20 protein-coding genes are annotated in these 25051 nt (G+C 34.6%); 13 read left to right on the top strand and 7 right to left on the bottom strand.

Going from position 1 to position 25051, the window contains the following annotated elements; all coding sequences use genetic code 11:
• Positions 1 to 113: 113 nt before the first annotated feature.
• The 7 genes from BUA76_RS02325 to BUA76_RS02290 form a co-directional block, all read right to left on the bottom strand.
• A complete protein-coding gene (locus BUA76_RS02325; protein ID WP_072883200.1) occupies positions 114 to 473 on the bottom strand; it encodes a prevent-host-death protein in 360 nt (119 codons plus the stop codon).
• 118 nt (positions 474 to 591) lie between these two features.
• The gene (locus BUA76_RS02320; protein WP_072883199.1) at positions 592 to 3390 is read right to left on the bottom strand and encodes a COG1470 family protein; all 2799 of its coding nucleotides are present in this window, start codon (positions 3388 to 3390) and stop codon (positions 592 to 594) included.
• A gap of 6 nt (positions 3391 to 3396) precedes the next feature.
• Positions 3397 to 4422: a hypothetical protein gene (locus BUA76_RS02315; RefSeq protein WP_072883198.1), complete on the bottom strand. Its 1026-nt coding sequence runs from the start codon at positions 4420 to 4422 to the stop codon at positions 3397 to 3399.
• The gene (locus BUA76_RS02310; RefSeq protein WP_228408442.1) at positions 4415 to 5230 is read right to left on the bottom strand and encodes a fimbrial biogenesis chaperone; all 816 of its coding nucleotides are present in this window, start codon (positions 5228 to 5230) and stop codon (positions 4415 to 4417) included. The genes BUA76_RS02315 and BUA76_RS02310 overlap by 8 nt, the downstream gene beginning before the upstream one ends.
• 79 nt (positions 5231 to 5309) lie before the next feature.
• On the bottom strand, positions 5310 to 5834 hold the full coding sequence (locus BUA76_RS02305; protein ID WP_066440953.1) for a hypothetical protein: 525 nt from the start codon (positions 5832 to 5834) through the stop codon (positions 5310 to 5312).
• Positions 5835 to 6130: 296 nt separating this feature from the next.
• Positions 6131 to 6550: a hypothetical protein gene (locus BUA76_RS02295; RefSeq protein WP_143149841.1), complete on the bottom strand. Its 420-nt coding sequence runs from the start codon at positions 6548 to 6550 to the stop codon at positions 6131 to 6133.
• A 53-nt stretch (positions 6551 to 6603) separates the two neighbouring features.
• Positions 6604 to 7434, bottom strand: coding sequence for a helix-turn-helix domain-containing protein (locus BUA76_RS02290; protein ID WP_072883195.1), 831 nt, complete (start codon positions 7432 to 7434; stop codon positions 6604 to 6606).
• Between the two features lie 871 nt (positions 7435 to 8305).
• On the opposite strand from BUA76_RS02290, the gene BUA76_RS02285 reads away from it, so the two are divergent.
• The 13 genes from BUA76_RS02285 to BUA76_RS02225 all read left to right on the top strand — a co-directional run bounded on the left by BUA76_RS02285 (position 8306) and on the right by BUA76_RS02225 (position 25035).
• Positions 8306 to 9094, top strand: a complete 789-nt coding sequence (locus BUA76_RS02285) for a polysaccharide biosynthesis/export family protein (RefSeq protein ID WP_072883374.1) — start codon at positions 8306 to 8308, stop codon at positions 9092 to 9094.
• Between the two features lie 9 nt (positions 9095 to 9103).
• Complete coding sequence (locus BUA76_RS02280; RefSeq protein ID WP_072883194.1) at positions 9104 to 11461, top strand: GumC family protein; 2358 nt, start codon at positions 9104 to 9106, stop codon at positions 11459 to 11461.
• 2 nt (positions 11462 to 11463) lie between these two features.
• On the top strand, positions 11464 to 12432 hold the full coding sequence (locus tag BUA76_RS02275) for an SDR family oxidoreductase (RefSeq protein WP_072883193.1): 969 nt from the start codon (positions 11464 to 11466) through the stop codon (positions 12430 to 12432).
• Positions 12433 to 12451: 19 nt separating this feature from the next.
• The gene (locus BUA76_RS02270; RefSeq protein WP_072883192.1) at positions 12452 to 13744 is read left to right on the top strand and encodes a nucleotide sugar dehydrogenase; all 1293 of its coding nucleotides are present in this window, start codon (positions 12452 to 12454) and stop codon (positions 13742 to 13744) included.
• Between the two features lie 38 nt (positions 13745 to 13782).
• The gene (locus tag BUA76_RS02265; protein WP_072883191.1) at positions 13783 to 15225 is read left to right on the top strand and encodes a lipopolysaccharide biosynthesis protein; all 1443 of its coding nucleotides are present in this window, start codon (positions 13783 to 13785) and stop codon (positions 15223 to 15225) included.
• 11 nt (positions 15226 to 15236) lie between these two features.
• On the top strand, positions 15237 to 16658 hold the full coding sequence (locus BUA76_RS02260) for an O-antigen polymerase (RefSeq protein WP_072883190.1): 1422 nt from the start codon (positions 15237 to 15239) through the stop codon (positions 16656 to 16658).
• Complete coding sequence (locus BUA76_RS02255) at positions 16646 to 17761, top strand: hypothetical protein (protein ID WP_072883189.1); 1116 nt, start codon at positions 16646 to 16648, stop codon at positions 17759 to 17761. The genes BUA76_RS02260 and BUA76_RS02255 overlap by 13 nt, the downstream gene beginning before the upstream one ends.
• A 516-nt stretch (positions 17762 to 18277) precedes the next feature.
• Positions 18278 to 19444: a glycosyltransferase family 4 protein gene (locus tag BUA76_RS02250; RefSeq protein WP_072883188.1), complete on the top strand. Its 1167-nt coding sequence runs from the start codon at positions 18278 to 18280 to the stop codon at positions 19442 to 19444.
• Positions 19441 to 20355 (top strand): glycosyltransferase family 2 protein, encoded by a 915-nt coding sequence (locus BUA76_RS02245; RefSeq protein WP_072883187.1) that lies wholly within the window; start codon positions 19441 to 19443, stop codon positions 20353 to 20355. Before BUA76_RS02250 ends, BUA76_RS02245 begins: the two co-directional genes overlap by 4 nt.
• 1 nt (position 20356) lies before the next feature.
• Complete coding sequence (locus BUA76_RS02240) at positions 20357 to 21679, top strand: polysaccharide pyruvyl transferase family protein (protein WP_072883186.1); 1323 nt, start codon at positions 20357 to 20359, stop codon at positions 21677 to 21679.
• Positions 21680 to 22849: a glycosyltransferase family 4 protein gene (locus tag BUA76_RS02235; protein ID WP_072883185.1), complete on the top strand. Its 1170-nt coding sequence runs from the start codon at positions 21680 to 21682 to the stop codon at positions 22847 to 22849. It begins immediately after the preceding gene.
• Positions 22842 to 23447, top strand: a complete 606-nt coding sequence (locus BUA76_RS02230) for a sugar transferase (protein WP_072883184.1) — start codon at positions 22842 to 22844, stop codon at positions 23445 to 23447. The genes BUA76_RS02235 and BUA76_RS02230 overlap by 8 nt, the downstream gene beginning before the upstream one ends.
• Positions 23448 to 23871: 424 nt before the next feature.
• Positions 23872 to 25035, top strand: coding sequence for a DegT/DnrJ/EryC1/StrS family aminotransferase (locus BUA76_RS02225; RefSeq protein WP_072883183.1), 1164 nt, complete (start codon positions 23872 to 23874; stop codon positions 25033 to 25035).
• Positions 25036 to 25051 lie beyond the last annotated feature (16 nt).

Here is a 25051-nt window from a genome sequence, read left to right as displayed (position 1 = left end):
GGATCAGGGTAAGATATACTGTATATGAGTTCAGCCATTGATTTGGTATCCAGTGATCAAATACATACAAATGATGCGTGTAACTGACTAAACTCTATACGTACGGTGGGTAATTAATTAAGTTCATAATTAAAAATAATCAGGCTCAACATGAAGTGGATATAATTCTGATCTGCTTCTTTCCTGTTGATCAATTTATTTTTATAATCGTAAGAATTTAACACTTTTGATAATTGCTGGTAAGTATCAAATTTGTCATCTTTAATTTTTACTCTGAGATTTCCGTCTCTTCTTTTGATAATTTCATCATCCAGTGTTCTTAACTTAAAAATAACCTCGCATAATTTCGGATTAAAATTCATTTTACCGGTATATCTTTCAATAATATTTACCTTGAATGTATCAAATTTTATGGTGTTAAAAATAAGATTAGAGCCAGACTCCTGTGTGTTGAGCTCAAGCGTGTAGTTCATAAGTTTAAATTTAGTACAAATGTAATCAGAAGCTGAAAAAATTCAAAATAATTTGATCAAGTAATGTACCATTTATATCGATTTTGTTTTTTTATTTCAAAAAGGCAAGAAAAGCGCACTATTGACTGCCGAATTTTTTCACCCGGATTTTCTTTTCTTTTACTTTAATAATGAAGGGACTGAGTTCGGCTATTTTTCCCGGTTCAACATTAAATTCCTGAAGGACATTTTCGCAATAAGTATTGGCGGGCAACGAATTTTCATTCAGCTTTATCTTGTAATTGCCGGATTCTATGAACGATATAATCTCGCCGTTGTCATCGGAAATAATGTGTCTTACAAGTATATCATCTTTATATACATCGAAAGCAATCGCAGCCAGTTTAGGATCGAAGTCAAGCGAGGTTTTGGCGTCAAAATCATAACTTACTTTCCCGTGAACCGTTCCGTTCTGGTGCAGCGGAATTTCTAAAGAGTGGTTGTGCGTAGTTACATCAAAGGCTGCTTCATCATAATACCATCCCTGCTGAATAACCTGCCGCAAATTATATTTGTTATAAGGAATCGCACGGTATTCAACATTTCCGTTGTCATCTGTTTTGAATGATACATTATTAATCATAATGATATATCCGGCAGCTTTTTCGTCTCCGTCATCATAGACATTATTATTATTGTGGTCATAATATACAAAAGCTTTAATATTGCTTTTTTTGCCCGGATCAAGATGATTACTTCTTAAATTAATCGTAACACCGGCTTCTATAGTAAAAAGATTATTGGTGAAATTATTAAGGGAATAATTAAACCAGGAAGAATTCAGATAAAATCCGTACTGCTCTTTTGCGTATTTCAGATTGACAAATCCCGAAGGTGATTTTCCATAAAGTGTATCTTCCGTATAAGACAGCCCGGAATTGATGCTCAGCTTTCCATGAAACATATGGTGGGTAACAAATGCCGAAGCTGATGATTTTTCATAACTGCTGTTAACACCTAGTAATTTTGAAAACGCAAATTCGGAAAGATAATAGCTGCCATACTGGTAAATATACTGGAAATTAAGCCATTTGTAAGCATATGTTCCTGTAAGCCGCATCTGATATTGATTGGCATCACTGTCTGGATAGTTGACAAGTCCGGTTTCAATACCCAGTATAGATGAATGCTTCCTGTCCGGGCTGGACCAGCTTACGCGTTCCACCATTCTTCTGGCACTCATTTCTTTGAGATCCCTGCTTTGGGCGAGTCCTAAAAAAGAATTGTACGTATTGGAATTTTCGTTCTGATACTGAAGACTGATGCTTAATCCGAAATTTTTTCTTTTAGGGAAATTGAATCCCGTTTCCAGCCTGCTGCTGTTTGTTTCCAGGTTATTATCGAAAAAATAAAACTTAGGAGAAAAATTGGACACCATGATGTTGGCATAAATAGATTTGTCATTAAATATGCTGCTGGAAATGTTCTGCTGAACCTGAAATATTCCTCTCTGATTTCCAGGATAATAATTGGTGCTGAAAGAATAGTTACCGCTTAAATTGATGTTCTTTACAGATCCGGAATACTGGGTTTCTACTGCACCGGAAGGTTTTGTAATATTAATGCTTTCATACATACTTATTCCGCTGAATAATTTACCGCTCATTTTCCATATTTTATTAAAAGCATATTGAAAATCGGTTCCCAGAAGATTGTGCTTTACCTTTTCAAAAGGATCACTCTTAAAAATATAGGCTGCAGAAATATTGCGGGCTGCATTGCTTGCTCCCAAGGTGCCGCGTACGTAAAACCCATACCCAAGTTTCAGGAATCGGGTTCTGTCGATAAGACTGAAGCTCTGGTCTATAAAGCCGAATTCAAGTTTTTTATCTTTATCCGCAGAAGTAAAGGCATATTCTGCTCCTCTTCCATATAACGAAACTTCGATGATTTTGGTGATGTTTCCGAGAGTAAACTCATTCTGCTCTCTTTTATATGTAATAAAAGTATTGTTCACTACTGGATCTTCCGGCCCGTTGGTTTTGTAAATATTCCCTCTGATAGCAACATATCCGGAAGGAAGATTGAAACCTCCCGAACCGATAATCTGGTATAAATAGCTTTCTCTTCCCAGATAACGCAGGCTCGTTGTAATGCTGTTTTTATTATAATTGAGTGTATTATCCTCTAAGGAACGATAGCGCTGCATGGAAGAATTATTCTGAATGGAAACCGTACTGTTTCCGAATATTTCTTTATCAGGTTCTCTGAAACCAACGACATTTACACTGAACTGGGGAATCTTAACCATATTAACGGAAGGTCTGAACCTGTAAGTAAATACCGAATCTTTCTGTACCGAGATGCTTCCTTTCTGCTCTGCAAAAAAACTTCCCTGGTTTGTTTCCGGAATTTTAAATACTACGGTAACATTTTGTTTTTTATTGCCTAAATTTGATACCCTCGCTCTTATTTCTATAGAATCATTCACATTACTCATGTAGATAACAGGAATATCCGTACTGATCGCCATGGAGTTGTTTTCTGCAATGGTATGGGAGATAGTATGGGTTTTTATGACATTATTCTGTGAATCTGTCAGGGTAAATTCTATCTTACTTTCCCCAAAACCGGCATTGCTGTTTACAAGTATTTTCAGGGGCAAAAATAAATTTCCTCCTGCAGGTATTTCAATATCTGAAGCATTTACTGATATATTTCTGAAACCTTTCGGGACAACAATACTCAGTTTGCCTTTAAAAGGATTTTGAGAATCATTTTTAATTTCAGCAATGGTGCTTATAATACGATCTTGTCCAAACTTGGAATCGGTCCGGATTTCCATAGTAATCCCTTTGCCGGTCTGTGCGGAAACCAGTGTAGAAATGAAGGAAATTAGAAATACAAATAAAATTCTCCGGAATTGGCTTAAAAACATTTGGTTTTATTGAGGCGTTATCTCGTACTGAAGGGTTGCGGTATAATCGTCTGACTTTGCATTGATAAAAATTTCATCATTATGAATGGTAGAATATTTTACATCATAATAAATCATATTTCCCTGCGTTGCATTTCCTTTGGCAACAAGCTGTGACGTTGCACTTAATGAGATAGGATACACATTTGTATTGACTGTAGCCGAAGAAAGAGCCAGTTTTACAGCGTCTATAGGAATGGTATTACCGTAAGACGATGTAAACTGAGACTGGAGTGATTTCAGCTTAATCTGATAATTGGTATTGCTTTTTACCATCAATGCATTATTGTAGGTTACGCTTACTCCGTTGGTATAATCTTCCATGCTTTTGAATTCCAGTAATGCATTTTGTGCATTTGGCGCAAAAGTAAGTGACATTTGCGGAGGATCAACAGGAGGAGTTCCGGATAATGTTCCAATCTGAATTTCAAAGTTATGGGTCATTTTGCCAATAACATTATTGTACTTATCATACATGGTAAATTCTACAGGCGCGTAGAATTTCATCCATGCAGGATAACTTCCCAGATAAGCGCCTCCCATTACGGTGAGGCTGAATTTTATCTGCAGGTTATAATATCCGTTCGGCTGTGAGGGCTGATTGTACAACGGCGCATTGGAATTCGGGACCAGAAATACTTCCTGGCCCTCCTGAAGAATGACATTAAGAGGCATACCAATCTGCGGAATGGTAGGTACCGGTCCGGGCTCTCCCTGTCCTGAAGAAGCTACAGGATGAAGTGATATTTTGTTTCCGGGAATGGTGTAATTACCATCAGTAGATTTTATGGGCTGTTTCAGTTTTGCAGACAGACGCCATGAAGGAATATTAAAATTACCGTTTCCGCTCATCATAGCGGTATAGGCATCGGGATTTGTATTTCCGTCGTACGAATTGATCTGAATGTAACTGTTTACCCAAGAATAATATGAAATTTGTGAATAGCAATATTGACTTAATAACAGTACTAAGACTGTGATTATTTTAATCATACGTGAAGTTTAACTCTCCGAGTTCAAGGTTATTATCTCCGTAATCAATCATTACGGAAGCTGTATATTTTCCTTTCGGAAGATCTGCAGGAAGTGAGATATCCATCTCTCTTTTATTGCCGGGTAAGGTATAAAATATGATAGAGGGATCTATGGAAGTCTTCTTGCCGTCTTCAATATTTACAAAATCTGCGTACACTTTACCATCGGTCCAGATATTTCCCTGATTTTCAAAAAACAGATTAAGCTGTTTTTTAGATTTATCAAAAGTGAGGTTCTGGATTTCGATTTTTTTAGTCTTGGCTGAAGGGATTTTATGAAAGACCTTAATACCGGAGCGGATACTTACTTTAATTTTTGCCCCTTTATTATCTACATCATCTACAGGATTCATCTGGCTTACAAAAAGGACAGCGGTGTGTGCTGCCAATGTATCCACAGGCTTTGTGGGAACGGTAATGGTAACATCTATATCTTTTCTTTCTCCCGGTGCCAGCGAAAAATAATTATCTTCTTTTTTTACACTGATCCACCCTGCGCAGGAATTTTTCAAAGTATTGGCTGCGTACATAAGATTTTCACCTTTTTCGCTATATTCCCAGTCTCCGAGGCTTACCGCAAGATCCAGCGTATTTTTTGTGCTTACGTTGGTAATAGTAATGGTTTGTGTATTACTGTTTCCCGCAGTAGATTCGAAATACAATCTTGGAGGAGATACGGAAACTCCTGTTTGTGCGTAATTCAGGGAGAAAAGCAAAACGAATATAAAAAAGTAAATACGATGTATTGTATAGGTCTTGTTCATCATGAAATTTAAGACTAAAACAGCATGAAAAATGCCACAATTTCTTGTAGCATTTTTATTTTATAAATAGATCTACAATATATTATTGTGCAATAATAGTGTAGGTAAGCTCAGTAGTGTATACTGTAGGATCCTGTCCTGCGATATAATTGTCAAGGTAAGCATTTGCTCCTGCACCTTTGTACTCAACACTGATTTTTTTGTTTACACCTCCCGCTGTAGATGTTACCAATGTGGTTTCGTTAGCAGAAAGGGTAGTACCTTGTGCATATTGTGCTCCGTTTACAGCATCTGTACCTGCAGTTGCTTTAATCTGGATAGTATTAGCCTGGATGTTTTTACCACCGTTTTGTAAAGCTGCATTGGCGCTTTTTACTTTTACCTGGAATCCTCCTGTACTGTAGATTGTTAAGTGATCTGCATTAAGGGAAGATACTCCGTTTGCATAATCATCTTTCGTTACATAGTCTAAGTTTACAATTTTCTGAGAATTGTTAACTACCAAAGTCTGGATTGGTTTTAATCTTACGTTTAACGTAACATTTTGTTGTGCTCCAATTGTTATGAACCCTAATAAAGCAAAAGAAGCTAAAATACACTTTTTCATAAATCGATTATTGTTTTTTAATTTTAATTCAAAAATTGATGCTGCAAATGTATTGAGTTCCCAGAGTAGGATTCTTGTGAAAAAAGACTATTTTTTTGTGATTTTTGTCGCTGATAATAAGCAACATAAGATTATTCTTTTATTGAATATTCAATAAAAATTATTTATGAAAGTGGAAATAACTCCACAAATGAAGATTATTTTAGCGTTAAATAATCATTAATTAATTATGAGTAGAAAATTAATAAATCTTTAATTCTATAAAATTTTTGTTTTTAATGTTAATTTTTTTTCTTCTAATTGGACATCATTGTTAAAATATAATAGTTGTTGTCCTTATTTGGAGTATAATTTTTTTCTTCTTTAGCATGATGATTGATCTCAAATATTTTTTCAACAACGCCTTTTTCATAGTTAATGAGATTATATGCTTTATCTTTTTCCCCAAAAAGCTGACCGGAATCTGAATTTTTAAAACCGGCAGACTGATTGTACACATTTTGCTGCATGATAATCTCAAATCCGGAAGGGCTTGAAATGACAACAAAACTGGATTCCTTATTAGCTTTTGTTTCGGGTGAATTTATAACCGCAGGGCTTATTGCCAGCATCTGAACAGGATATAAGCGTACATTCACAGTAGTTCCATCGTGTTGCGCACTGACAGAAGTAAAGGCCAGAAGACAAAATACTATGAAAAAATATTTGATGTACATTTCCTGATTTATCACCGTGTGGTTACTTAATCAAATATACAAATATTTTTCAATTATCTCATTTCTGAAGGGTTTTTTTGTGTGTGTTTTTTAAAAAAATTTGTAAAGTTGCCTTCATCGCTGAATCCCAGCTCATAAGCGATCTGCGAAATCGTATAGTTGGTATAGCTGAGCATTTTTTTAGATTCTGATATAAGTTTCTCAATGATAACGTGTTTTGCGCTTTTTCCCAAAACATATTCAGTCATTTCTGTGAGTTTTCTTGGAGTTACATTTAGCTCGGCTGCGTAGTGAGAAACTTTTTTAGCAGTCTTATAATCTCTTTGTAAAGTAACTTTGAATTTGTTTACACAATAAAGATAATCAAATTTTATGTCTTTTTTTACATCTTCGGTAGGGATATGAAGGAAAGCATCCAGCATTAATCTCTCAATTGCATTGTGGGCGGCAGAAAGATAAAGGCTTTTGTCTTTTTTGCGGAAACTTTCCATTCTGTCCATAAATACCACCCGCATTTCTTCTATATTGATAAAGGGAGCGACGAAAATGTCGGAATTATAATTGAAAAAAAGTTGCGAATTTATAAATAAGCTGTCTTTTATAGACCGTTCGTAGAAAGTAGAGGAAAATGTGATGAGGAAGGTGTCGTACCCTCGTGCTTTTAAAAACTGTACATTTTTTTGCGGTCCTACAAAGACGATGTTTCCGGCGGCTATATTATATGAATTATTTTCTACTATCAGATGAAGATCTTCCATAATAATGTAGATGCAAAAGTATTCAAGCGTGGTAAATTGTCTTTTATTATTGTTTCTCTTTATAGCCTGATCCAAACGGTTGATGCTGAAACCATTTTCTCTTAACTGATCTGTAATAATATACATATTATGTTTTAGTAGACTTAATAATGGGCTAATATAATTTTTTACAAAGATTATATTAATATTATTGTATTAGAGATAATTCTATAATTAGTATAAAATTATATAGTACTTTTTATATCAAAAATTGATCCTGAAAAGAAGAGCTGTTATTAATGGTATAACTTTTAAGAGTATTATGCTGTATACTATTTTGTTATTGACCTAAAGTGTAAAATATCATCTTAATATTCCTGCAGTATAGAATTATTGCAATTATTATACACATAATTTATTATCTTTGGCGTGCTGAAATTGTATTGTATTTAAAATGAAAATGGCTTATGACGTTACAATAGCTCTTTCAAAAAAAAGGAATGTTTTTAACTTCAGAGAGTTATAGCTTGCACTGGAATTTGATTGCCTATATTGCTCTTTGGTTTTTTTTATAATGCTGTTTTCATTTATTTGCATAAAATACATATTATAATAATTGATACGCATTTTCTTGGTTGTTATCAATATTTCTTACTGTAGCTGTTGTTTTTTTTTGTTTTTCATCATCCAGTTATAATGGAAAAATATTGATGATCATTTAATTTTAATGCTATATTGAATTAAAAAAGAAAACATATATTTATATAAAAAAATTATTCAATAAATTTTGATGACAGTATATTATAATTGAATAAAAAATAATATAATTTAATTATACTGATAATCTGATAATTCCATTTTATAATGAATAATATTCTTCTTATGAGAACATTTCGGCAGAAAAATTGCTATCAGAAAGGATTAAAAAAATCACACGAATGTGTGAATGAGGATTTATAAACTTAAAAACGAGACCACTCTATAACATTCAAGGGTTGTCTTAACAGAGTAAATGAATATGAACAAAAATATCATTGCGTATCTATTACTAATAGCAATTACATTACTTTCCTGCAAACCCAAGCAGAATATGGTCTACATGTCGAAAAACAACATGGAAGAAGAAGTAGCCAAAGCAAAATATAACGGGTTGCGAATTCAAGAAGGAGATGTACTTCTCATCCTTGTCTCCGCACTTGATGAAATTGCAGTGAAACCCTTCAATCTTAACACTGCCAATAAGGTAGGAAGCGAAAACACTACGGGAATTAACCAATACGTGCAGCCTAGTGAATATCTTGTAAACGAAGAAGGATACATCAATTTTCCAGTGTTGGGCAACGTGTTTGCGAAAGGTATGACGCAAATACAGCTGAAGCAGGATCTGGAGTCCCGCTTAAAAAGATACCTTACGGATCCTTTGGTTACCATTACACTCAAAAACTTCAACGTCAGTATTCTTGGAGAAGTTAAAGAACCCGGGCAAAAGGAAAGTGTTTCTCAGAAAATCAACGTTTTTCAGGCGCTTGGTCTGGCAGGGGATATGACGGATTTCGGTGATCGTACCCAAGTAAAGCTGATCCGTACAAAAGATGATGGCAACGACGAAATTGTTAATCTGGATCTTACAAGATCAGATATTGTAAGCTCACCTTATTATTATATGAAACAGAATGACATATTGTATGTGCAGCCTGATAAAAATAAACAGATTCAGGCCAACTCTAACCCAAACAGGGCTCTTACCTTCCAGATTATTGGTGCAGTATTAACAGCAGCTACTTTAATTGTTGCTTTAAAAAGATAAATGTAAAATATGCAGCAGTTAGAATTACAAGAGAAAGAAGAGAAAATTGATCTTAGAAAAACCATTTCAAAATACCTTTACAAATGGCCATGGTTTGTGGCATCTGTTTTAGTTTGTGTAATAGGTGCTTACATTTATCTTAGATACAGTGTGCCAAAATATCAGACAAAAACTACCCTTAAATTTGATAAAAAACAAAATGACCTCACTTCGGCATTATCCGATCTAGATAACTTAGGGATAGGATTGGGAAATTCAGATGAACTGAAAAGTGAAGCAGCTGTTGTTACTTCGAGACCAATATTAATGCAGGTTGTTAAAAACCTCAATCTAAATGTGGAGTATTTCAATACCGGTGAGATTAAAGATTCCCAGCTGTTTACAGAGCTGCCGGTTTCCGGGAAAATTCTTGATTATGATAAGGAGTTTAAATCATCGGAATATTTTATAAGAAAAATTAATGGAGACGAATTTACCCTGATAAGCGAAACGCACGGTAAGTTTACAGGAAAGTTTGATGTCCCTTTAAAACTTGATTTTGGTACAGTTATTTTAAATAGGAATCGTCAGCTTAATGTTAAACCGGATTATAAAATTATTTTCTGGAACCCTATTGAGAAAGTAAAAAAACTTGAAAAAACAATCCAGGTAAATTTACCGGATGAAAAAGCGCTTCTTATGGACATCACTCTCATTGGAACTGTTGCGCAAAAGTCAGAAAAGATTCTTGATGAAGTTACCCGCCAGTATAACCTGGATGGGCAGAGAGATAAAAATCTTCAGGCAGAAAATACACAAAAATTTATAGATAAAAGACTGGAAGTGATTACCCGCGATCTTTCAGGGGTAGAAAACCAAAAAGAAGACTTCCAGAACCGTAACCGTATTGTTGACCTTCAGGCACAGGCAGAGCTTGCGCTTCAAAATACCAGCGAAAATACAAAGCTTCTTCTTCAGCAACAGGCTCAGCTTGATCTTCTGAACTCTCTTACTGCTGAAGCTTCTAAAGGCAATAATCAGCTGATGCCTTCCAACCTCGGGCTTAATCCATCACTGGAACAATCCATTTCGCAATACAACCAGATGCTTATCAGCAGAAATAAAACATTGAAGCAGGCTACCAGTGAAAACCCCGCTGTTATTGAAATGAACAGGGAAATCGCTTCTTTAAAAGATATCATCAGAGATAATATCAGAGAGCAGAAAGATGCGGTAAAAGCTACTATTTCACAAATCCAGAACCAGATTACAACAAGCAACAGCCTCATAGAAAAAGTTCCCGGACAATCGAAAGTCTACAGGGGAATTGAACGTCAGCAGAATCTTAAAGAACAGCTTTTCTTATTCCTTCTTCAGAAAAGGGAAGAAAATGCGATTAATTTATCCGTGGATGTTCCTAAAGCTAAGATTGTGAATCCTGCTTTTACGGAAGATAAACCTGTTTCTCCTAAGAAAGATATTATTCTTCTTGCTGCATTATTGGTAGGTCTGCTTATTCCTTTCGCAGTATTTTATGTATTGTTTATCTTGGATGATAAAATTTACAGCAGAGAAGACATCAGGGAGCGTTCTGGTCTTGGTGTACTTGTTGACATCCCATCATTAAATGACGATGACAATCATTTGGTACAGAAAAATGATTTCTCAGAACTGGCAGAATCTTTCAGGGTATTGGTTTCAAACCTTAAGTTTGTTTTACCTAAAAAAGAGTCAGCTAAAGTGATCATGGTTACTTCTTCCGTAAAAGGGGAAGGGAAAACTCTCGTATCTGTAAACCTTGCCCTGACCATTGCCAATAAAAACGGAAGATCCCTTCTTATTGGTTCCGATATTCGAAATCCACAGATTCAGAGATATGACAGCGAGCCTGTAAAAAGAAAAGGTCTTACAGAATATTTATACGATGAATCGGTACATGTGGAAGATCTTATCCATACATCCTATACCAATCCTTACTGTGACGTAATCTATGCCGGAACGATTCCTCCGAATCCTCAGGAACTCCTTTCCAATGGAAGATATCAAAAACTTATTGCCGAGATGGCGGGAAAATATGCTTATATTATTATAGATTCTGCACCACTAATGCTCGTTTCAGATACTCTAAGTATAGCCGATGTGGCAGATGCTACATTATATGTGGTGAGATCAGGCGTTTCAAGAAATGTGCTTATTAATTTCGCAGAAGATCTGGTAAAAGATTCAAAATTAAGGAATGTATCTTTTGTAATAAATGATGTTTCCAAAAAAGCAAGGGGATATGGCTATGGTTATAATTATGGCTATGGTTATAATTATGGCTATGGTTATGGCTATAATAATAAAGAAACTGAAAAAAGTTGGTGGAGTAAAATTTTTAAATCATAAAAATGGGTAAAATTTTAATTACGGGAGGAGCAGGGTTCATAGGCTCCAACCTTACGGAGTATTTTTTAAATAAAGGCCATCAGGTAGTCTGCCTGGATAATTTTTCAACAGGACACCGCCACAATATCGAGCCTTTCTTAAAAAATCCGGATTATAAACTGATTGAAGGAAGCATCTGCGATCTTGAGGTCTGCAGAACTGCAATGGAAAAAGTAGACTATGTGTTGCATCAGGCGGCATTAGGCTCTGTTCCAAGATCAATCAACGATCCCATTACCAGTAATGAAGTGAATGTTTCAGGTTTCCTGAACATGCTTGTTGCAGCGAGAGACGCCAAAGTTAAACGTTTCGTGTATGCTGCATCATCCTCAACATACGGCGACTCGGCTGCACTTCCGAAAGTAGAAGAAGTGATCGGAAAGCCGTTATCGCCATATGCAATTACCAAATATGTTAATGAGCTGTATGCAGATGTTTTTTCTAAAACCTATGGGATAGAATGTATCGGACTTAGATATTTCAACGTATTCGGACGCAGACAGGATCCCAACGGTACCTACGCAGCAGTAATTCCATTATTTGTAAAACAGCTGATGAATCACCAGTCTCCGAAAATCAACGGTACCGGAGATTATTCCAGAGACTTTACCTACGTTGATAACGTGATCCAGATGAATGAGCTGGCGATGCTTACCGAAAATCCGGAAGCTGTCAATACCGTTTATAATACGGCGGTAGGAGACCGAACTACATTAAATGATCTTGTGCATTATATTAAAAAATACCTGAGTGAATATGATGCAAAAATTGCTGATATCGAAATCGTACACGGCCCGAACCGGGTGGGAGATATTCCGCATTCACTCGCATCTATTGAGAAAGCTAAAAACCTTTTGGGTTACAATCCCAGCCATACCATTGAAAATGGACTGAAAGAGGCTATTAAATGGTATTGGGAAAATTTAAAATAAACTATTAAAAAGAATTTTTGTGGAAAAACAATATAAAATTGCCGTTATCGGTCTGGGGTATGTAGGATTACCGCTGGCCCGTTTATTTGCAACACAATATCCTGTAGTGGGATTTGATATCAATCAGAAAAGAATTGAAGAATTAAGAACCGGAAACGACAGTACGCTTGAAGTAGAAGCTGATGTTTTACAGTCGGTTTTGGTTGATCAGAGTCCTTTTAATAATGAAAATGGAAAAGGATTCTTTGCTTCAGCTGATATTGAAGATATAAAAGATGCAAATATTTATGTGGTAACTGTACCGACACCTGTAGATAAGCACAATCGTCCGGACCTTACTCCGCTTTACAAATCTTCTGAAACCGTAGGAAAGGTTTTGTCTAAAGGTGATATTGTAATTTACGAATCTACTGTTTATCCCGGTGCCACCGAAGAAGAATGTATTCCCGTGCTGGAAAGGGTATCTGGAATGAAATTCAATGAAGATTTCTTTGCAGGCTATTCTCCGGAGCGTATCAATCCTGGAGACAAAGAACATACAGTAGAAAAAATTCTAAAAGTAACCTCCGGTTCTACACCGGAAATCGGGGAAATTGTAAATGGTTTATACCAGTCTGTCATTGTAGCGGGTACCCACCTTGCGCCTACGATCAAGATTGCTGAAGCGGCCAAAGTCATTGAAAACTCCCAAAGAGATATCAACATTGCGTTCGTGAATGAACTGGCAAAAATTTTCAACCTTCTCGAAATCGATACGCATGAAGTGCTGAAAGCGGCAGGAACAAAATGGAACTTTTTGCCTTTCAAGCCGGGATTGGTTGGAGGTCACTGCATAGGAGTAGATCCATACTATCTTGCACAGAAGGCACAGGAAAACGGCTATCATCCTGAAATCATCCTGGCAGGACGAAGGCTTAATGATTCTATGGGACAATATGTAGCATCTGAGCTGGTGAAATGTATGATCAAGAAAAATATCAACATCAATGGTGCAGAGGTTCTGAATCTTGGGATAACCTTTAAAGAAAACTGTCCAGACGTACGTAATACGAAAGCCGTAGATGTAATCTGCGGACTTGAAGACTACGCATTGAAAGTAACGACCTTCGATCCGTGGGCAAATCCTGAAGAGGTGGATCATGAATATGGTCTGACGGTAGTCAATGAAATTCCGGAAAAGAAATTTGATGCGGTGATTCTTACTGTTGCCCATAAAGAATTTATGAATCTTAACCTCAAGAATTACCTCAAAGAAAACGGAGTAATCTACGATGTGAAAGGAATTCTGGCAGATTGTGATTCCAGGTTGTAATACTATATTATTTATGTTTAAGAAGGTAAAACTTGGTAATGTTTAAGAAAATTTTAACATCGAAAACATTTACAAGCTTATTTTGGGTTTCTGTTGAGAAGTTTGGATATAGCGGAGTATATTTTATATCAACAATTGTTTTAGCTAGGTTATTAACACCTGCTGATTTTGGTTTAATAGGTGTGCTTGCTATTTTCATATCATTTTCTCAAATGATTGTAGAATCTGGCTTAGGTGGTGCATTAGTTAAGAAAAAGAATGCAGTTAAAGAGGATTTTAATACGATATTTACCTTTAATTTAGCGTGCAGTTGTGTTTTATATGTAATTCTTTTCTTTGCGGCACCATTTATTGCAGATTTTTATAAAAATCCACAATTGACCTGTCTTACAAGAATAGTAGCTTTAAACATAATAATAAGTGGCTTTTCTCTTACACAGAAAGTTCATTTAGTTAGGGAGTTGCAATTTAAAAAGCAGACCATGATTAGTATTGCTGCTTTATTTATTTCTATAATAATTTCTATTAGTTTAGCTTATTATGGATTTGGAGTTTGGGCATTGATCTCGCAGCAATTATGTTACAATTTGTTTTTCTGTCTACTGATTTTCAAAGTAGTTAAATATAATCCTAAAATTGAATTCCATAAAAAATCATTTAATGAATTATATGGTTTTGGAAGTAAAATTTTTGCGTCATCATTACTTATAGTTGTTTTTAACGAAGGGGTTTCATCTCTTATTGCAAAAATTTATTCATTATTAATTACGGGTTTTTATTATCAGGCAAAAAAATTAGTAGATTTTCCTATTAATATATTTAGGGCTTTAGGTGATAGTATTGTATTTCCTCTATTGAGTAAAATATCTGACCAAAAAGAGTTTGAAAATAAATCGTCCTTATTGATGAAATTAATACTGATAATTTCTTTTCCTCTGTTTATCATATTATTTGAATTTTCAGATGAAATTGTTTTTATTGTTTTAGGTAAGCAATGGGCCAAATCGGCTGAAATGCTTAATATATTATGTTTAAGCTCTATAGGATTGATTATAGATACAGTGAGTAGAAATATTTTGAAATCTACAGGAAATGGTAATGCTATTTTACAATCTGAAGTATTGAAAAAAGTAGTAGGTATTATTATAATATTTGCCGCTATCAATTTTGATTTAAAAATTTTTTTATTTTCAATAGTGATTGCAAATTTACTAGGTTGCATAATTAATATGATATATGTAAACAGGATAACATCATATAAATTAAAAAGACAGGTAAAAGATATTCTGCCGGTTATTTTTATTGCTGTAATTTCCGGATTTGTAGCTAGAAAGATTATAATGCTTTTTAGTTTGAGTTATATGAGTAATTTTATAGCAGGTTCTGTATTAATTGTAACTATTTATTTTATACTGGGTCTACTATTTTTACTTGATAAGAAGACGATTTTACAATTAAAATCCAAACTTAAATTTAACTAATTAATTTATTGATGTTAAGCAAAACCGCTATCTTTTTAATTTTAATATTCCAGATATATTTATATGTATTTAATAAGTATCCTACTTACTATGATACAACTTTCTTGTGGTTGATCATTATATTAAATATAATTTCACTAGTGAGTTTTTCTTTGAAAAAAGATAAAAATCTTAATCTTAAAAATAATAAGGTAAAATTTTCTGTTTTATTTTTAATAGGATTTTTGATTGTTTCGTTTCAGCCTTTTATAGATTTGGGATTGGGTTTTTTGCAGTCTAATAATCGTTATCTTTTTATAAGATCCGGAATTATTCTTAAAACTCTTATATGTGCTTCTATAGCTTTGAACAGCTACTTATTCGGAAGTATTTTATTTAATGCAAAAAATTTTTATTTTGTTACAGAACAAAATAAAAATAAAATAAATATTAAACCAATAAAAATTATAAACTTTTTTTGTTTCCTTTTCTTCCTTTCACAAATTAATACATCTTTTCTTGATGCAAATACATATGGATCCGGGAGAGATGTTTCATATCTTCTAGGCTATACAATGCTATTGTATGAAACATCTTTTATGGCATTGATATTAATTAACATCATTAATAATGGAAAAAAATCAAGTTTTATAAATTATTTAAAACAGTATGGATATAACTTTGTATTTTTTTTAGTATACATTTGTATTATTATACTTAGTGGAGATAGAGGGCCGATAATTTACATGTCTTTGGCTTTACTTTTTGGATATCTATACTTGAATGGAGTAAAGATATCAGCGACTAAACTAACCTCTGTTCTTATTATCGGAGCTGTATTGATATCAATATTAGGAATGATCAGACGTGAGGGAGTAACATTGGATGCTGCTATCAATTCAAAGGTTGAAAACATCTACTATCCGGACTCTTTTTTACCGGCAACTAAAGAATTAGGAGGCTCAGTTCTCACAATCAGTACTGCAGTTAATAAGGTGCCATCTTCTTATGATTATTTTTATGGCCTATTCTTGTTTCAAAACTTCTCAGTAATTGTACCGGGCTTAAACAATTTTATTAATTCGAAGGTTGGAATTGATGCAAATTATTTTTCATCTTCAGTTTTCTTAACATATTTATCATTAGGACCTAATGCAAAGTGGGGTGTTGGAACAAGTGCGGTGGCCGATGTTTATTTGGATTTTGGAATTGTTGGCATTATTTTAATATTTTTTTTGTTTGGTTATTATACTAAGAAGCTTGAAGTATATGTACTCGGTTATAAACATAATAATCTTTTATTAGTTGCCTTATATATGCTATTTTTTTCATTTAGCATATATATTGCAAGAAGTAATATTTTCGTTCCATTAACTAAATTTACTTATGTATTACTATTTTATTTCATAGCTATAATTTTAAACGGAAATGTCATAAAAAAATGGATAAATTAAAAATAATATTTTTACTACTTCTCAGTTTTAGTTTTTTCAAAGGTCAAGAAATTAATAGTAAGGAATATACAGATATCAAAAATAAATATTTTACTAATGCAGTATATCTAGAAAATTACTTACCAAAAAGTATAGATAAGACTGGAAGTACTGATTATACAAATTTTGTACAGAATGCATTAGATCAAAATTCAAAATTAATATTTCCAAATTATCCGATTCTTGTTTCTGATAAAGGTATAAGCTTAAAATCAAATCAAAATATTTTATTTCAGTCAAACTCTAAACTGGTACTAAAAAGCAGTAATAAAGCAGCTTATAAAATTATTAGTTTAGTAAATGTTTCCAACGTAAATATTTACTTTCTTAATATAGAAGGTGATAAGTATAGTCATCTATCTTCAGTTGGTGAGTGGGGAAATGGTGTCTCAATAAAATCAAGCAGTAATATCATGCTTTATAAACCCATGATTTCAAAATGCTGGGGAGACGGAATATATATCGGACAGGAAACTTCTGTTCCTCAAAATATAACGGTAAACGGAGGACTGATAAACGATAATCGCAGAAATGGAATTTCAGTAATATCTGGAATTGATATTACACTCAAAAATATAACGATAAGCAATACAAAAGGACATAACCCTCAAAGCGGAATCGATATTGAACCTAATAACGCTAAAAACAGGCTCAACAATATAGTATTGAATAATATTACTACAAAAAATAATGCAGTTCACGGAATTATTATTTCAACCGGCAACTTAAATGGTAGTACACAGCCCATTTCAATAACCATTAACAATCATCGCGATTATAACTCGGCAATAGCTTTAGGATTGGGTGTTACCAGAAATAATCTTACCTATATACAGCCACTTAATGGTAAAATAACAATTAGTAATTCTAATTATACACTTCCTGGAAAGGCTTTTATAAGAAATTATAAAGGTAAAAAGAGCAATATAAGCCTTTCCTTTCAAAATATGAATTTTAAAAGATCAAACGTTGCTGGAACTTCTGCTAAAGTATCTTCATGGTCATTACCACTTGACCAGTTTTTATCAGATTTTAAGCGGAATGTGGATAGTGATGTAAAATAAAATCTTTTTTGAAAATGTAAACATTTACTAAATTATGCTTATTTACCTAACAATATTAAGATTTTGTAATGTCCCACATATTGTTGAGATACCACAGGTAGTTGATGCGATTTTCGTATATTTGCTTAGATTTAGTAAAATATTAAGTACAAAATACAATTATGCTAAATCATAAAGTCGATTGTGCCGGCCTTAAGAATGTAATAAATAATGATTATCATCTTTTTATTACAGAATATCATACAGCCTTTGAATTGTGAAGATTAGCATCTCTTATATTTATGACGAGCAATTTAAAGATCTGTTAATATTTTATGTAAAGCTTTTTGTTAATTGCAAGTTTATGAAGGTGCATTGTAATGGATCGTATATTAATGGTATAAGAGCTTTAAAGACAGTTTTACAATATACCCGAAGGACTTTCTGTATTCTGTTCATGTATATTGATGCTGCTTTAAAATTAACTGGATCAAATAGATATTAAATTGCAATAATTATAAAGAAAGTGATTAAAAAATGAATATAATTTTCCTTGAAGCTGTTCAAATTCACGGAGGTGCCCGTAAAAGTACCATTGAGCTGGCAAAAAGATTAATTGATGAAGGTCATAATGCTGTTATTGTTGATTTTTGGGGCAATTGTGATGAATTTGTTGAAGATGTGCAGAATAATAAAATCCCCCTTACCATTCTTAAAAAAAATGACGCTCCTATTGCTATTTTCAATTCGAGAAATCCGCTTAAAATATTCAGAAATATAACACTTTTCTTACTTGACTGGCTGAGTCTGAAGAAAGAATTCAAAGCATTTCAGAAGACTTTCAGACCGGATGTTGTTATCATTAATAATATTAAAACCAATTCCATCTTAAGAAAAGGCAGAGGCTATAAAATTGCTTATTTTGCCAGAGGATGGTTCGCATACAATTCCATAAGTTTCCTGAAAAAGCTCATGTTTAAATACAATTCCGATTATTTTATTGGAGTTTCACAGTCTACAAGACAGGCAATTTTTACGGGCGGACTGGCCCCACTGGAAAAGATTTTCGTTGTTCCCAATGCCATCGATCTTTCGAAAGTAGCGCGCTACAAACAATTACGACGCGAAAAAACAGAATCAGATCCTATGGTTATTCTGCATTGTGGTGGTTTTTTACCTGCCAAAGGACAGGAAATGTCTCTTGCTTTAGCAAAAAAACTAAAGGATAATCAGGTTAATTTTAAAATGATTTTTATGGGAGCCGTATATGATTCACCGGTTTCTGTAAAGTTTTTAAATAAAATAAAATCTGACATCAGCCTTTTCGGACTCGAAAATGATATTGAAATTGTACTGAACCATAAAGATCCGTTTAGCATTTTCAAGGACAGCGATGTGCTGATTCATCCTTCTGATACAGAAGGGCTTCCAAGAGTAATCATGGAAGCACTCGCTTTTGAAATGCCTGCCATCGCAAATCCTGTAGGTGGTGTTACCGACTATATCCTGCATAACTTTACAGGATATATTGCCAATCATAATGACGTGAACGATTATTATGACTACATCACTAAGCTTTATTACAACCCGGAACTTTATAAATTCATTGCAGATAATGCGAGAAATTTAATAGCAAGTAATTATGCTAAAGAAAACCAAATAGAAGCGTTTCACAAAATCTTTAAAAAACTGGGCAATTCATGAAAAAATCACTTACCGTTTTTACGCCCACGTATAATAGGGAAAAAACCCTTATCAGGCTATATGATTCTTTATGCAGCCAAACCAGTCAGGATTTTAAATGGGTGGTTATTGATGACGGCTCTTCCGATAATACCGCCGCTTTGTTTGAAAAGTGGAAAGCAGAGAATATCATTGAATTAGAATATCATTATCAGACAAATAAAGGTAAACTGGCAGCCCAGATATTAGCCTTAGACTATATTGATACGGAGCTTTTTACTTGTATTGATTCTGATGACTATATGCCCGCTCACGCTGTAGAGAAAATAATAAAATTCTGGAAAATCAACAAAAAAAGCAATGCTGCGGGAATAATAGGTCTTGATTCCTACGAAGACGGCAAAATAGCAGGAAAGAAACTTCCCGATATTACAGAGGCTACTTACTCCGAACTGGTAGATCATTATAAAATGCAAGGTGATAAGAAATATATTTTCGATACGAAAGTTTACAAAAAATTTCTTCCTTATCCATATTTTGAAGATGAGATTTTTCATGAGGTGAGCTGGATCTTTACTTTGATAGATCAGGAATATAAATTTCTGATATCCAACGAAGTATATTGTATTATAGAATACCAGCAGGACGGATTGTCAAACGGGCTTTATAAAAGATATAAAAACAGCCCGAAATCATTCATGGAATACAGAAAAGTGAAAATGCAATATGGCATCAATAAAAAAGTAAAGCTTAAAAATGCGATACATTATGTGTCTTCCTGTCTTTTTGCGGGAAAGTGGAACTTTTTTAAAAATTCTCCTGCAAAGGCATATACTCTGGCTGCAATTCCCTTCGGAATACTGCTGAATATCTATATAAATTATAAAATAATACAAAATACAAATCGTATTAAACAAGGAAAATTAAACTAGAATGAATGCTATAATAGTACCTGGAGTAACAGATTTAAATAAAGGTGATCAGGCTTTGGTCTGGGAAAGCTGGAGGCTTGCCAAAGATACCGGGCTGTATGATGAGGTATATATCTTGGATGCCGGAGACAATGATGAAGAGAGAGAACTTCTATGCAGACAATCTGAAGAACATGGTTTTAAATTGCTCGAAAATATTTTAAAGCACCCGAGAAGAGGACAGCACAAATCCGGAGAACATATTAAAGAGTCCAGAATGGAACTCTTTAAGCAGATAAAAAATGCAGCCATGGATTTTAAAGATACCAGATATCTGCTAAAAATCTGCAATGATCTTGAAAAAGTAAGAAAGAATTTCGACGACAAAACGTACCGCACAGTAAAGCAGTTTCATCAGGCAAAAACAATTTTTGTAAAAGGTGGAGGCTTTATCCATGCCTATGGTGAAAAAACAGCACCTTATCTTATGTGGTATTTTTTGTTCTATGTAAGACTTGCAAAAGCGTTAGGTAAAAAAGTGGTTTTCTTACCCAACTCTTATGGACCATTTATAGGACTTACCGTTGAAAAACAGGTGCGTTCCGTATTTGGAAAACTTGATCTTGTATATGCAAGGGAGAATGTTTCCGCACAAAGCTTAGGCCAGCTTATGGGAAAAGAAATACCTGTAGAAATGGATCTCGGCTTTTTTCTTGAAAAAGGAAGCCAGGAAGAAGCCGTAAAAATCCTTCAGAAATATAAACTGTCGAAAGAAGATAAAATTGTTGGCGTAACAATTCGCCCCTGGCGTTTTCCGGGATTATCAAATCCCGAAGCACTGTATAAAAAATATATCAGTTCTGTGGCAGATCTCACCAGACATTTGTTGGCAAAAGGATATAAAGTAGCTTTATGCAATCAGTCGCTGGGACCTAATTCTCATGAAGATGATCGTAATGCGATTAGAGATTTACTGGCTCAGGTGCAGGATCCGAATATCATTTGGATTAACGAAAATCTTTCGTGCGATCTGTTAAAAGCGGTTTATTCCAATTTTTATTTCTTTATCGGAACACGTTTTCATTCCATCATTTTTTCACTCACTTCTCTTGTCCCTTCCATTGCAATAGGATACGGAGGTAATAAGGCAAAAGGAATTATGGGAGATTTCAGATTGGACGATTATGTGGTACAGATCCAGGATGTAGAATCAGATCAGCTTATCAATATGTTTGATAAAGCCATTTCGGAGTACGATAACATAAAAAATCAGCTAAATCAATCCATGGGATTGGTTAGTGCAAGCAGGAATAGATTAATACATGATATTAAATCATTATATTAAATGAAAATAATTCGTACATCAACGATATCAATATCTTTAAATGTTTTGCTGAAAGGGCAGCTGAAATTCCTCAATGGTTTTTTCGAAGTGGTAGGCATATCTTCCGGAGATGAGCTGCTTGACGAAGTCAGTCAGCGAGAAGGCATAAAGACGATAGGAATACATATGGAAAGAGGAATCAGTCCTTTTAAAGATATCGTTTCGCTTTTCAGATTATATTCTATTTTCAGATCGGAAAAACCTGCTATTGTTCATTCCATTACCCCTAAAGCCGGGCTATTAACGATGCTTGCAGGGAAAATGGCTGGAGTTCCTATTCGTATGCATACTTTTACCGGACTTATTTTTCCTACCAGAAAAGGCTTGGTTCAGAAAGTCCTTATTAAGATGGATCGCCTGTTGTGCTTTGCCGCCACTAATATTTATCCGGAAGGACAGGGGGTGAAAAATGATCTTTTGAACTACAAAATTACTTCAAAACCATTAAAGGTTATCGCAAACGGTAATGTTAACGGTATTGATCTGAATTATTTCCTGCCGGAAAAAATTTCCGAAGCACAAAAACAGCTCTTAAAAAAAGAGCTCAACATCGCTCCATCAGATTTTGTTTTTGTATTTGTTGGGCGTTTGGTTGGTGATAAAGGCATCAATGAACTGGTGCGGGCTTTTTCGCAGATCAGTAGGAATACAGAACGGGTAGTACCAGTGAAGCTTTTATTGATAGGCCCTTTGGAAGAACATCTTGATCCCTTGTATCCGGAAACATTGGAAGAGATAAAAAATAATCCTGATATTTTAGATTTAGGATTTCAGAAAGATGTAAGGCCTTATTTGGCAGTTTCAGACGCGCTTGTTTTTCCAAGCTACCGTGAGGGTTTCCCTAATGTTGTCATGCAGGCGGGAGCCATGGGACTGCCAAGTATCGTTTCCGATATCAATGGCTGCAACGAAATCATTGTTGAAGGACAAAACGGAATGATTATTCCGGTGAAAAACAGTGATAAACTTAAAACAGCTATGGAAAAAATGCTTTCGGATACAGATTTGTATCAGAAGCTGAAAATAAATTCCAGGCCCATGATCCAGTCTCGGTACGAGCAGTCTGTTATCTGGAATGAATTATTAAAGGAATATAAAACCTTGCTTAAAGAAAATAATATAGATGTATAAAAACTTATTGAAAAGAGTAATCGATTTTCTGATTGCTCTTTCGGGTTTGATTTTATTGTCGCCTGTTTTTCTTATTGTACTTTTAGTGCTGTATTTTCAGAATGACGGCAAACCGTTCTTTTTCCAGAGAAGGCCGGGACTTAATGAAAAAATGTTTAACATCATTAAGTTTAAAACCATGACGGATAAAAAGGACAGCAAAGGAAATTATCTGCCGGATGCTGATAGGCTTACTCCAATGGGAAGCTTTATACGCCAGACCTCTCTTGATGAGATACCGCAGCTGATCAATGTTCTTAAAGGAGATATGTCCCTTATTGGTCCGCGGCCCCTATTGCCACAGTATCTGCCTTTGTATAATGCATCTCAGAAAAGAAGACACGAAGTTCGTCCGGGAATTACAGGCTGGGCCCAGGTCAATGGAAGAAATGCTATTTCATGGGCAAAGAAATTTGAACTGGATGTTTGGTATATTGATCATGTTTCATTTGCACTGGATTGTAAAATTGTGCTCCTTACTGTTAAAAAAGTTTTTAAAAAAGAAGGAATCAATAAAGAAGGTCAGGCAACAACAGAGGCTTTTAACGGAAATAACTAAAAAACTATAATAAACGTATTCATATGAGTAACCGGTCATGGCAAGGTAGTTGTTGAAATTGAAGAAGATAGCGCATTTTATATTGAATCATTATAAATGAAAATATTAGAAAAAAAACGCTTGATATCTGTACTTCATAACCACACGAGAAAATAGAGAATTCGTTATTGCGATAGAAAAGACAAATAACGAAAAAGCAATTAATAAGGCAATTGATCTGATTATCTAGCCTGCCTGAACCCAAATCATGAATATCCAATACGAGTACATTAGAATGAATGTGCTGTAGTTATGTCCCAGGTTTGATTAATGCTGCTGATACAGTAAAGAAACATCGTATTCAATGAGGAAATAAGAAAACAAAGAAGGGTAGAACTATAAATCACCCGAATTTTAGATAGTAATAAATTAAAAAAAAATAATTATGAGCATTGAAATATGGCTCTCTTCCCCTCACATGGGTGGAACAGAAATAAAATATGTCAACCAAGCATTTGATACCAATTGGATCGCTCCTTTAGGTCCAAATGTTAATGGCTTTGAAACTGATCTGGAAAAATTTCTGAATCAGGAGGTAAAAGTTGCTGCACTTTCTTCCGGAACAGCAGCGCTGCATTTGGCATTGATTGAATGTAATGTTGGCCATGGCGATGAAGTGATTTGCCAGTCTCTTACGTTTTCGGCATCAGCCAATCCTATTGTTTATCAGGGAGCGACTCCGGTTTTCGTAGACTCAGAAAAAGATACATGGAATATGTGTCCTGTCGCATTAAGGGAAGCGGTAGTAGACAGAATTTCCAGAAATAAAAAACCAAAAGCCATTGTTGCGGTTAATCTTTACGGAATGCCGGCAAAAATGGATGAAATTTTAGCTATAGCTGCAGAATTTGATATTCCTCTTATTGAAGATGCTGCCGAATCACTTGGTTCTACTTATAAAGGAAGATCTTGCGGTACTTTTGGACATTTTGGAATTTTATCTTTTAACGGAAATAAAATTATCACAACTTCCGGCGGCGGAGCACTGGTATGCCATTCCAAAGAAGACAAAGACAGAGCCGTTTTCCTTTCCACACAGGCGAGAGATAAGGCACCGCATTATCAGCATTCGGAAATAGGATATAACTACAGAATGAGTAATGTTTCTGCAGGAATAGGCAGAGGGCAAATGGAGGTTCTGAACAGCAGGGTAGAAGGCCGAAGAAAAATGCACGATTTCTATGCTGAAATTACCAGAAATATGGATGGAGTAGAACTGTTTTGCGAGCCGAACACAGATTTTTTCAGCAACCACTGGCTGTCGGTAATCACAATTGATGAAGCAAAAGCATCTAAAAACCGGGAAGATCTTCGCCTGGCATTTTTGGAAGATAAAATCGAATCCCGCCCAATCTGGAAACCGATGCATATGCAGCCTGTTTTTAAAGACGCACCCTATTACGGAGGAGATTTTGCAGAGAAGCTTTTCGAGAACAGCTTGTGCCTGCCTTCCGGGTCAAATCTTACGGATGCTGACAGAGCAAGAATCGAAAAAGTAATGGTTAACGTTTTTTCAAACAAAAAACTTTCAGATAGTATTGTACCTTAAAAACCTAAATAATTCT

The sequence above is a fragment of the Chryseobacterium takakiae genome (genome assembly GCF_900129385.1).
GTDB lineage: Bacteria > Bacteroidota > Bacteroidia > Flavobacteriales > Weeksellaceae > Chryseobacterium > Chryseobacterium takakiae.
Note: the sequence above shows the minus strand (reverse complement) of the source record. Positions and strands in the feature narration are given on the sequence as shown.

What these genes read in the sequence shown, in the direction of transcription:
- BUA76_RS02290 (WP_072883195.1), bottom strand. Translation starts at nt 7,434, where the DNA reads ATGTATATTATTACAGATCAGTTAAGAGAAAATGGTTTCAGCATCAAC.
- BUA76_RS02325 (WP_072883200.1), bottom strand. Translation starts at nt 473, where the DNA reads ATGAACTACACGCTTGAGCTCAACACACAGGAGTCTGGCTCTAATCTT.
- BUA76_RS02260 (WP_072883190.1), top strand. Translation starts at nt 15,237, where the DNA reads ATGTTAAGCAAAACCGCTATCTTTTTAATTTTAATATTCCAGATATAT.
- BUA76_RS02255 (WP_072883189.1), top strand. Translation starts at nt 16,646, where the DNA reads ATGGATAAATTAAAAATAATATTTTTACTACTTCTCAGTTTTAGTTTT.
- BUA76_RS02245 (WP_072883187.1), top strand. Translation starts at nt 19,441, where the DNA reads ATGAAAAAATCACTTACCGTTTTTACGCCCACGTATAATAGGGAAAAA.
- BUA76_RS02225 (WP_072883183.1), top strand. Translation starts at nt 23,872, where the DNA reads ATGAGCATTGAAATATGGCTCTCTTCCCCTCACATGGGTGGAACAGAA.
- BUA76_RS02305 (WP_066440953.1), bottom strand. Translation starts at nt 5,834, where the DNA reads ATGAAAAAGTGTATTTTAGCTTCTTTTGCTTTATTAGGGTTCATAACA.
- BUA76_RS02275 (WP_072883193.1), top strand. Translation starts at nt 11,464, where the DNA reads ATGGGTAAAATTTTAATTACGGGAGGAGCAGGGTTCATAGGCTCCAAC.
- BUA76_RS02315 (WP_072883198.1), bottom strand. Translation starts at nt 4,422, where the DNA reads ATGATTAAAATAATCACAGTCTTAGTACTGTTATTAAGTCAATATTGC.
- BUA76_RS02235 (WP_072883185.1), top strand. Translation starts at nt 21,680, where the DNA reads ATGAAAATAATTCGTACATCAACGATATCAATATCTTTAAATGTTTTG.
- BUA76_RS02310 (WP_228408442.1), bottom strand. Translation starts at nt 5,230, where the DNA reads ATGATGAACAAGACCTATACAATACATCGTATTTACTTTTTTATATTC.
- BUA76_RS02280 (WP_072883194.1), top strand. Translation starts at nt 9,104, where the DNA reads ATGCAGCAGTTAGAATTACAAGAGAAAGAAGAGAAAATTGATCTTAGA.
- BUA76_RS02295 (WP_143149841.1), bottom strand. Translation starts at nt 6,550, where the DNA reads ATGTACATCAAATATTTTTTCATAGTATTTTGTCTTCTGGCCTTTACT.
- BUA76_RS02265 (WP_072883191.1), top strand. Translation starts at nt 13,783, where the DNA reads ATGTTTAAGAAAATTTTAACATCGAAAACATTTACAAGCTTATTTTGG.
- BUA76_RS02230 (WP_072883184.1), top strand. Translation starts at nt 22,842, where the DNA reads ATGTATAAAAACTTATTGAAAAGAGTAATCGATTTTCTGATTGCTCTT.
- BUA76_RS02250 (WP_072883188.1), top strand. Translation starts at nt 18,278, where the DNA reads ATGAATATAATTTTCCTTGAAGCTGTTCAAATTCACGGAGGTGCCCGT.
- BUA76_RS02240 (WP_072883186.1), top strand. Translation starts at nt 20,357, where the DNA reads ATGAATGCTATAATAGTACCTGGAGTAACAGATTTAAATAAAGGTGAT.
- BUA76_RS02320 (WP_072883199.1), bottom strand. Translation starts at nt 3,390, where the DNA reads ATGTTTTTAAGCCAATTCCGGAGAATTTTATTTGTATTTCTAATTTCC.
- BUA76_RS02285 (WP_072883374.1), top strand. Translation starts at nt 8,306, where the DNA reads ATGAACAAAAATATCATTGCGTATCTATTACTAATAGCAATTACATTA.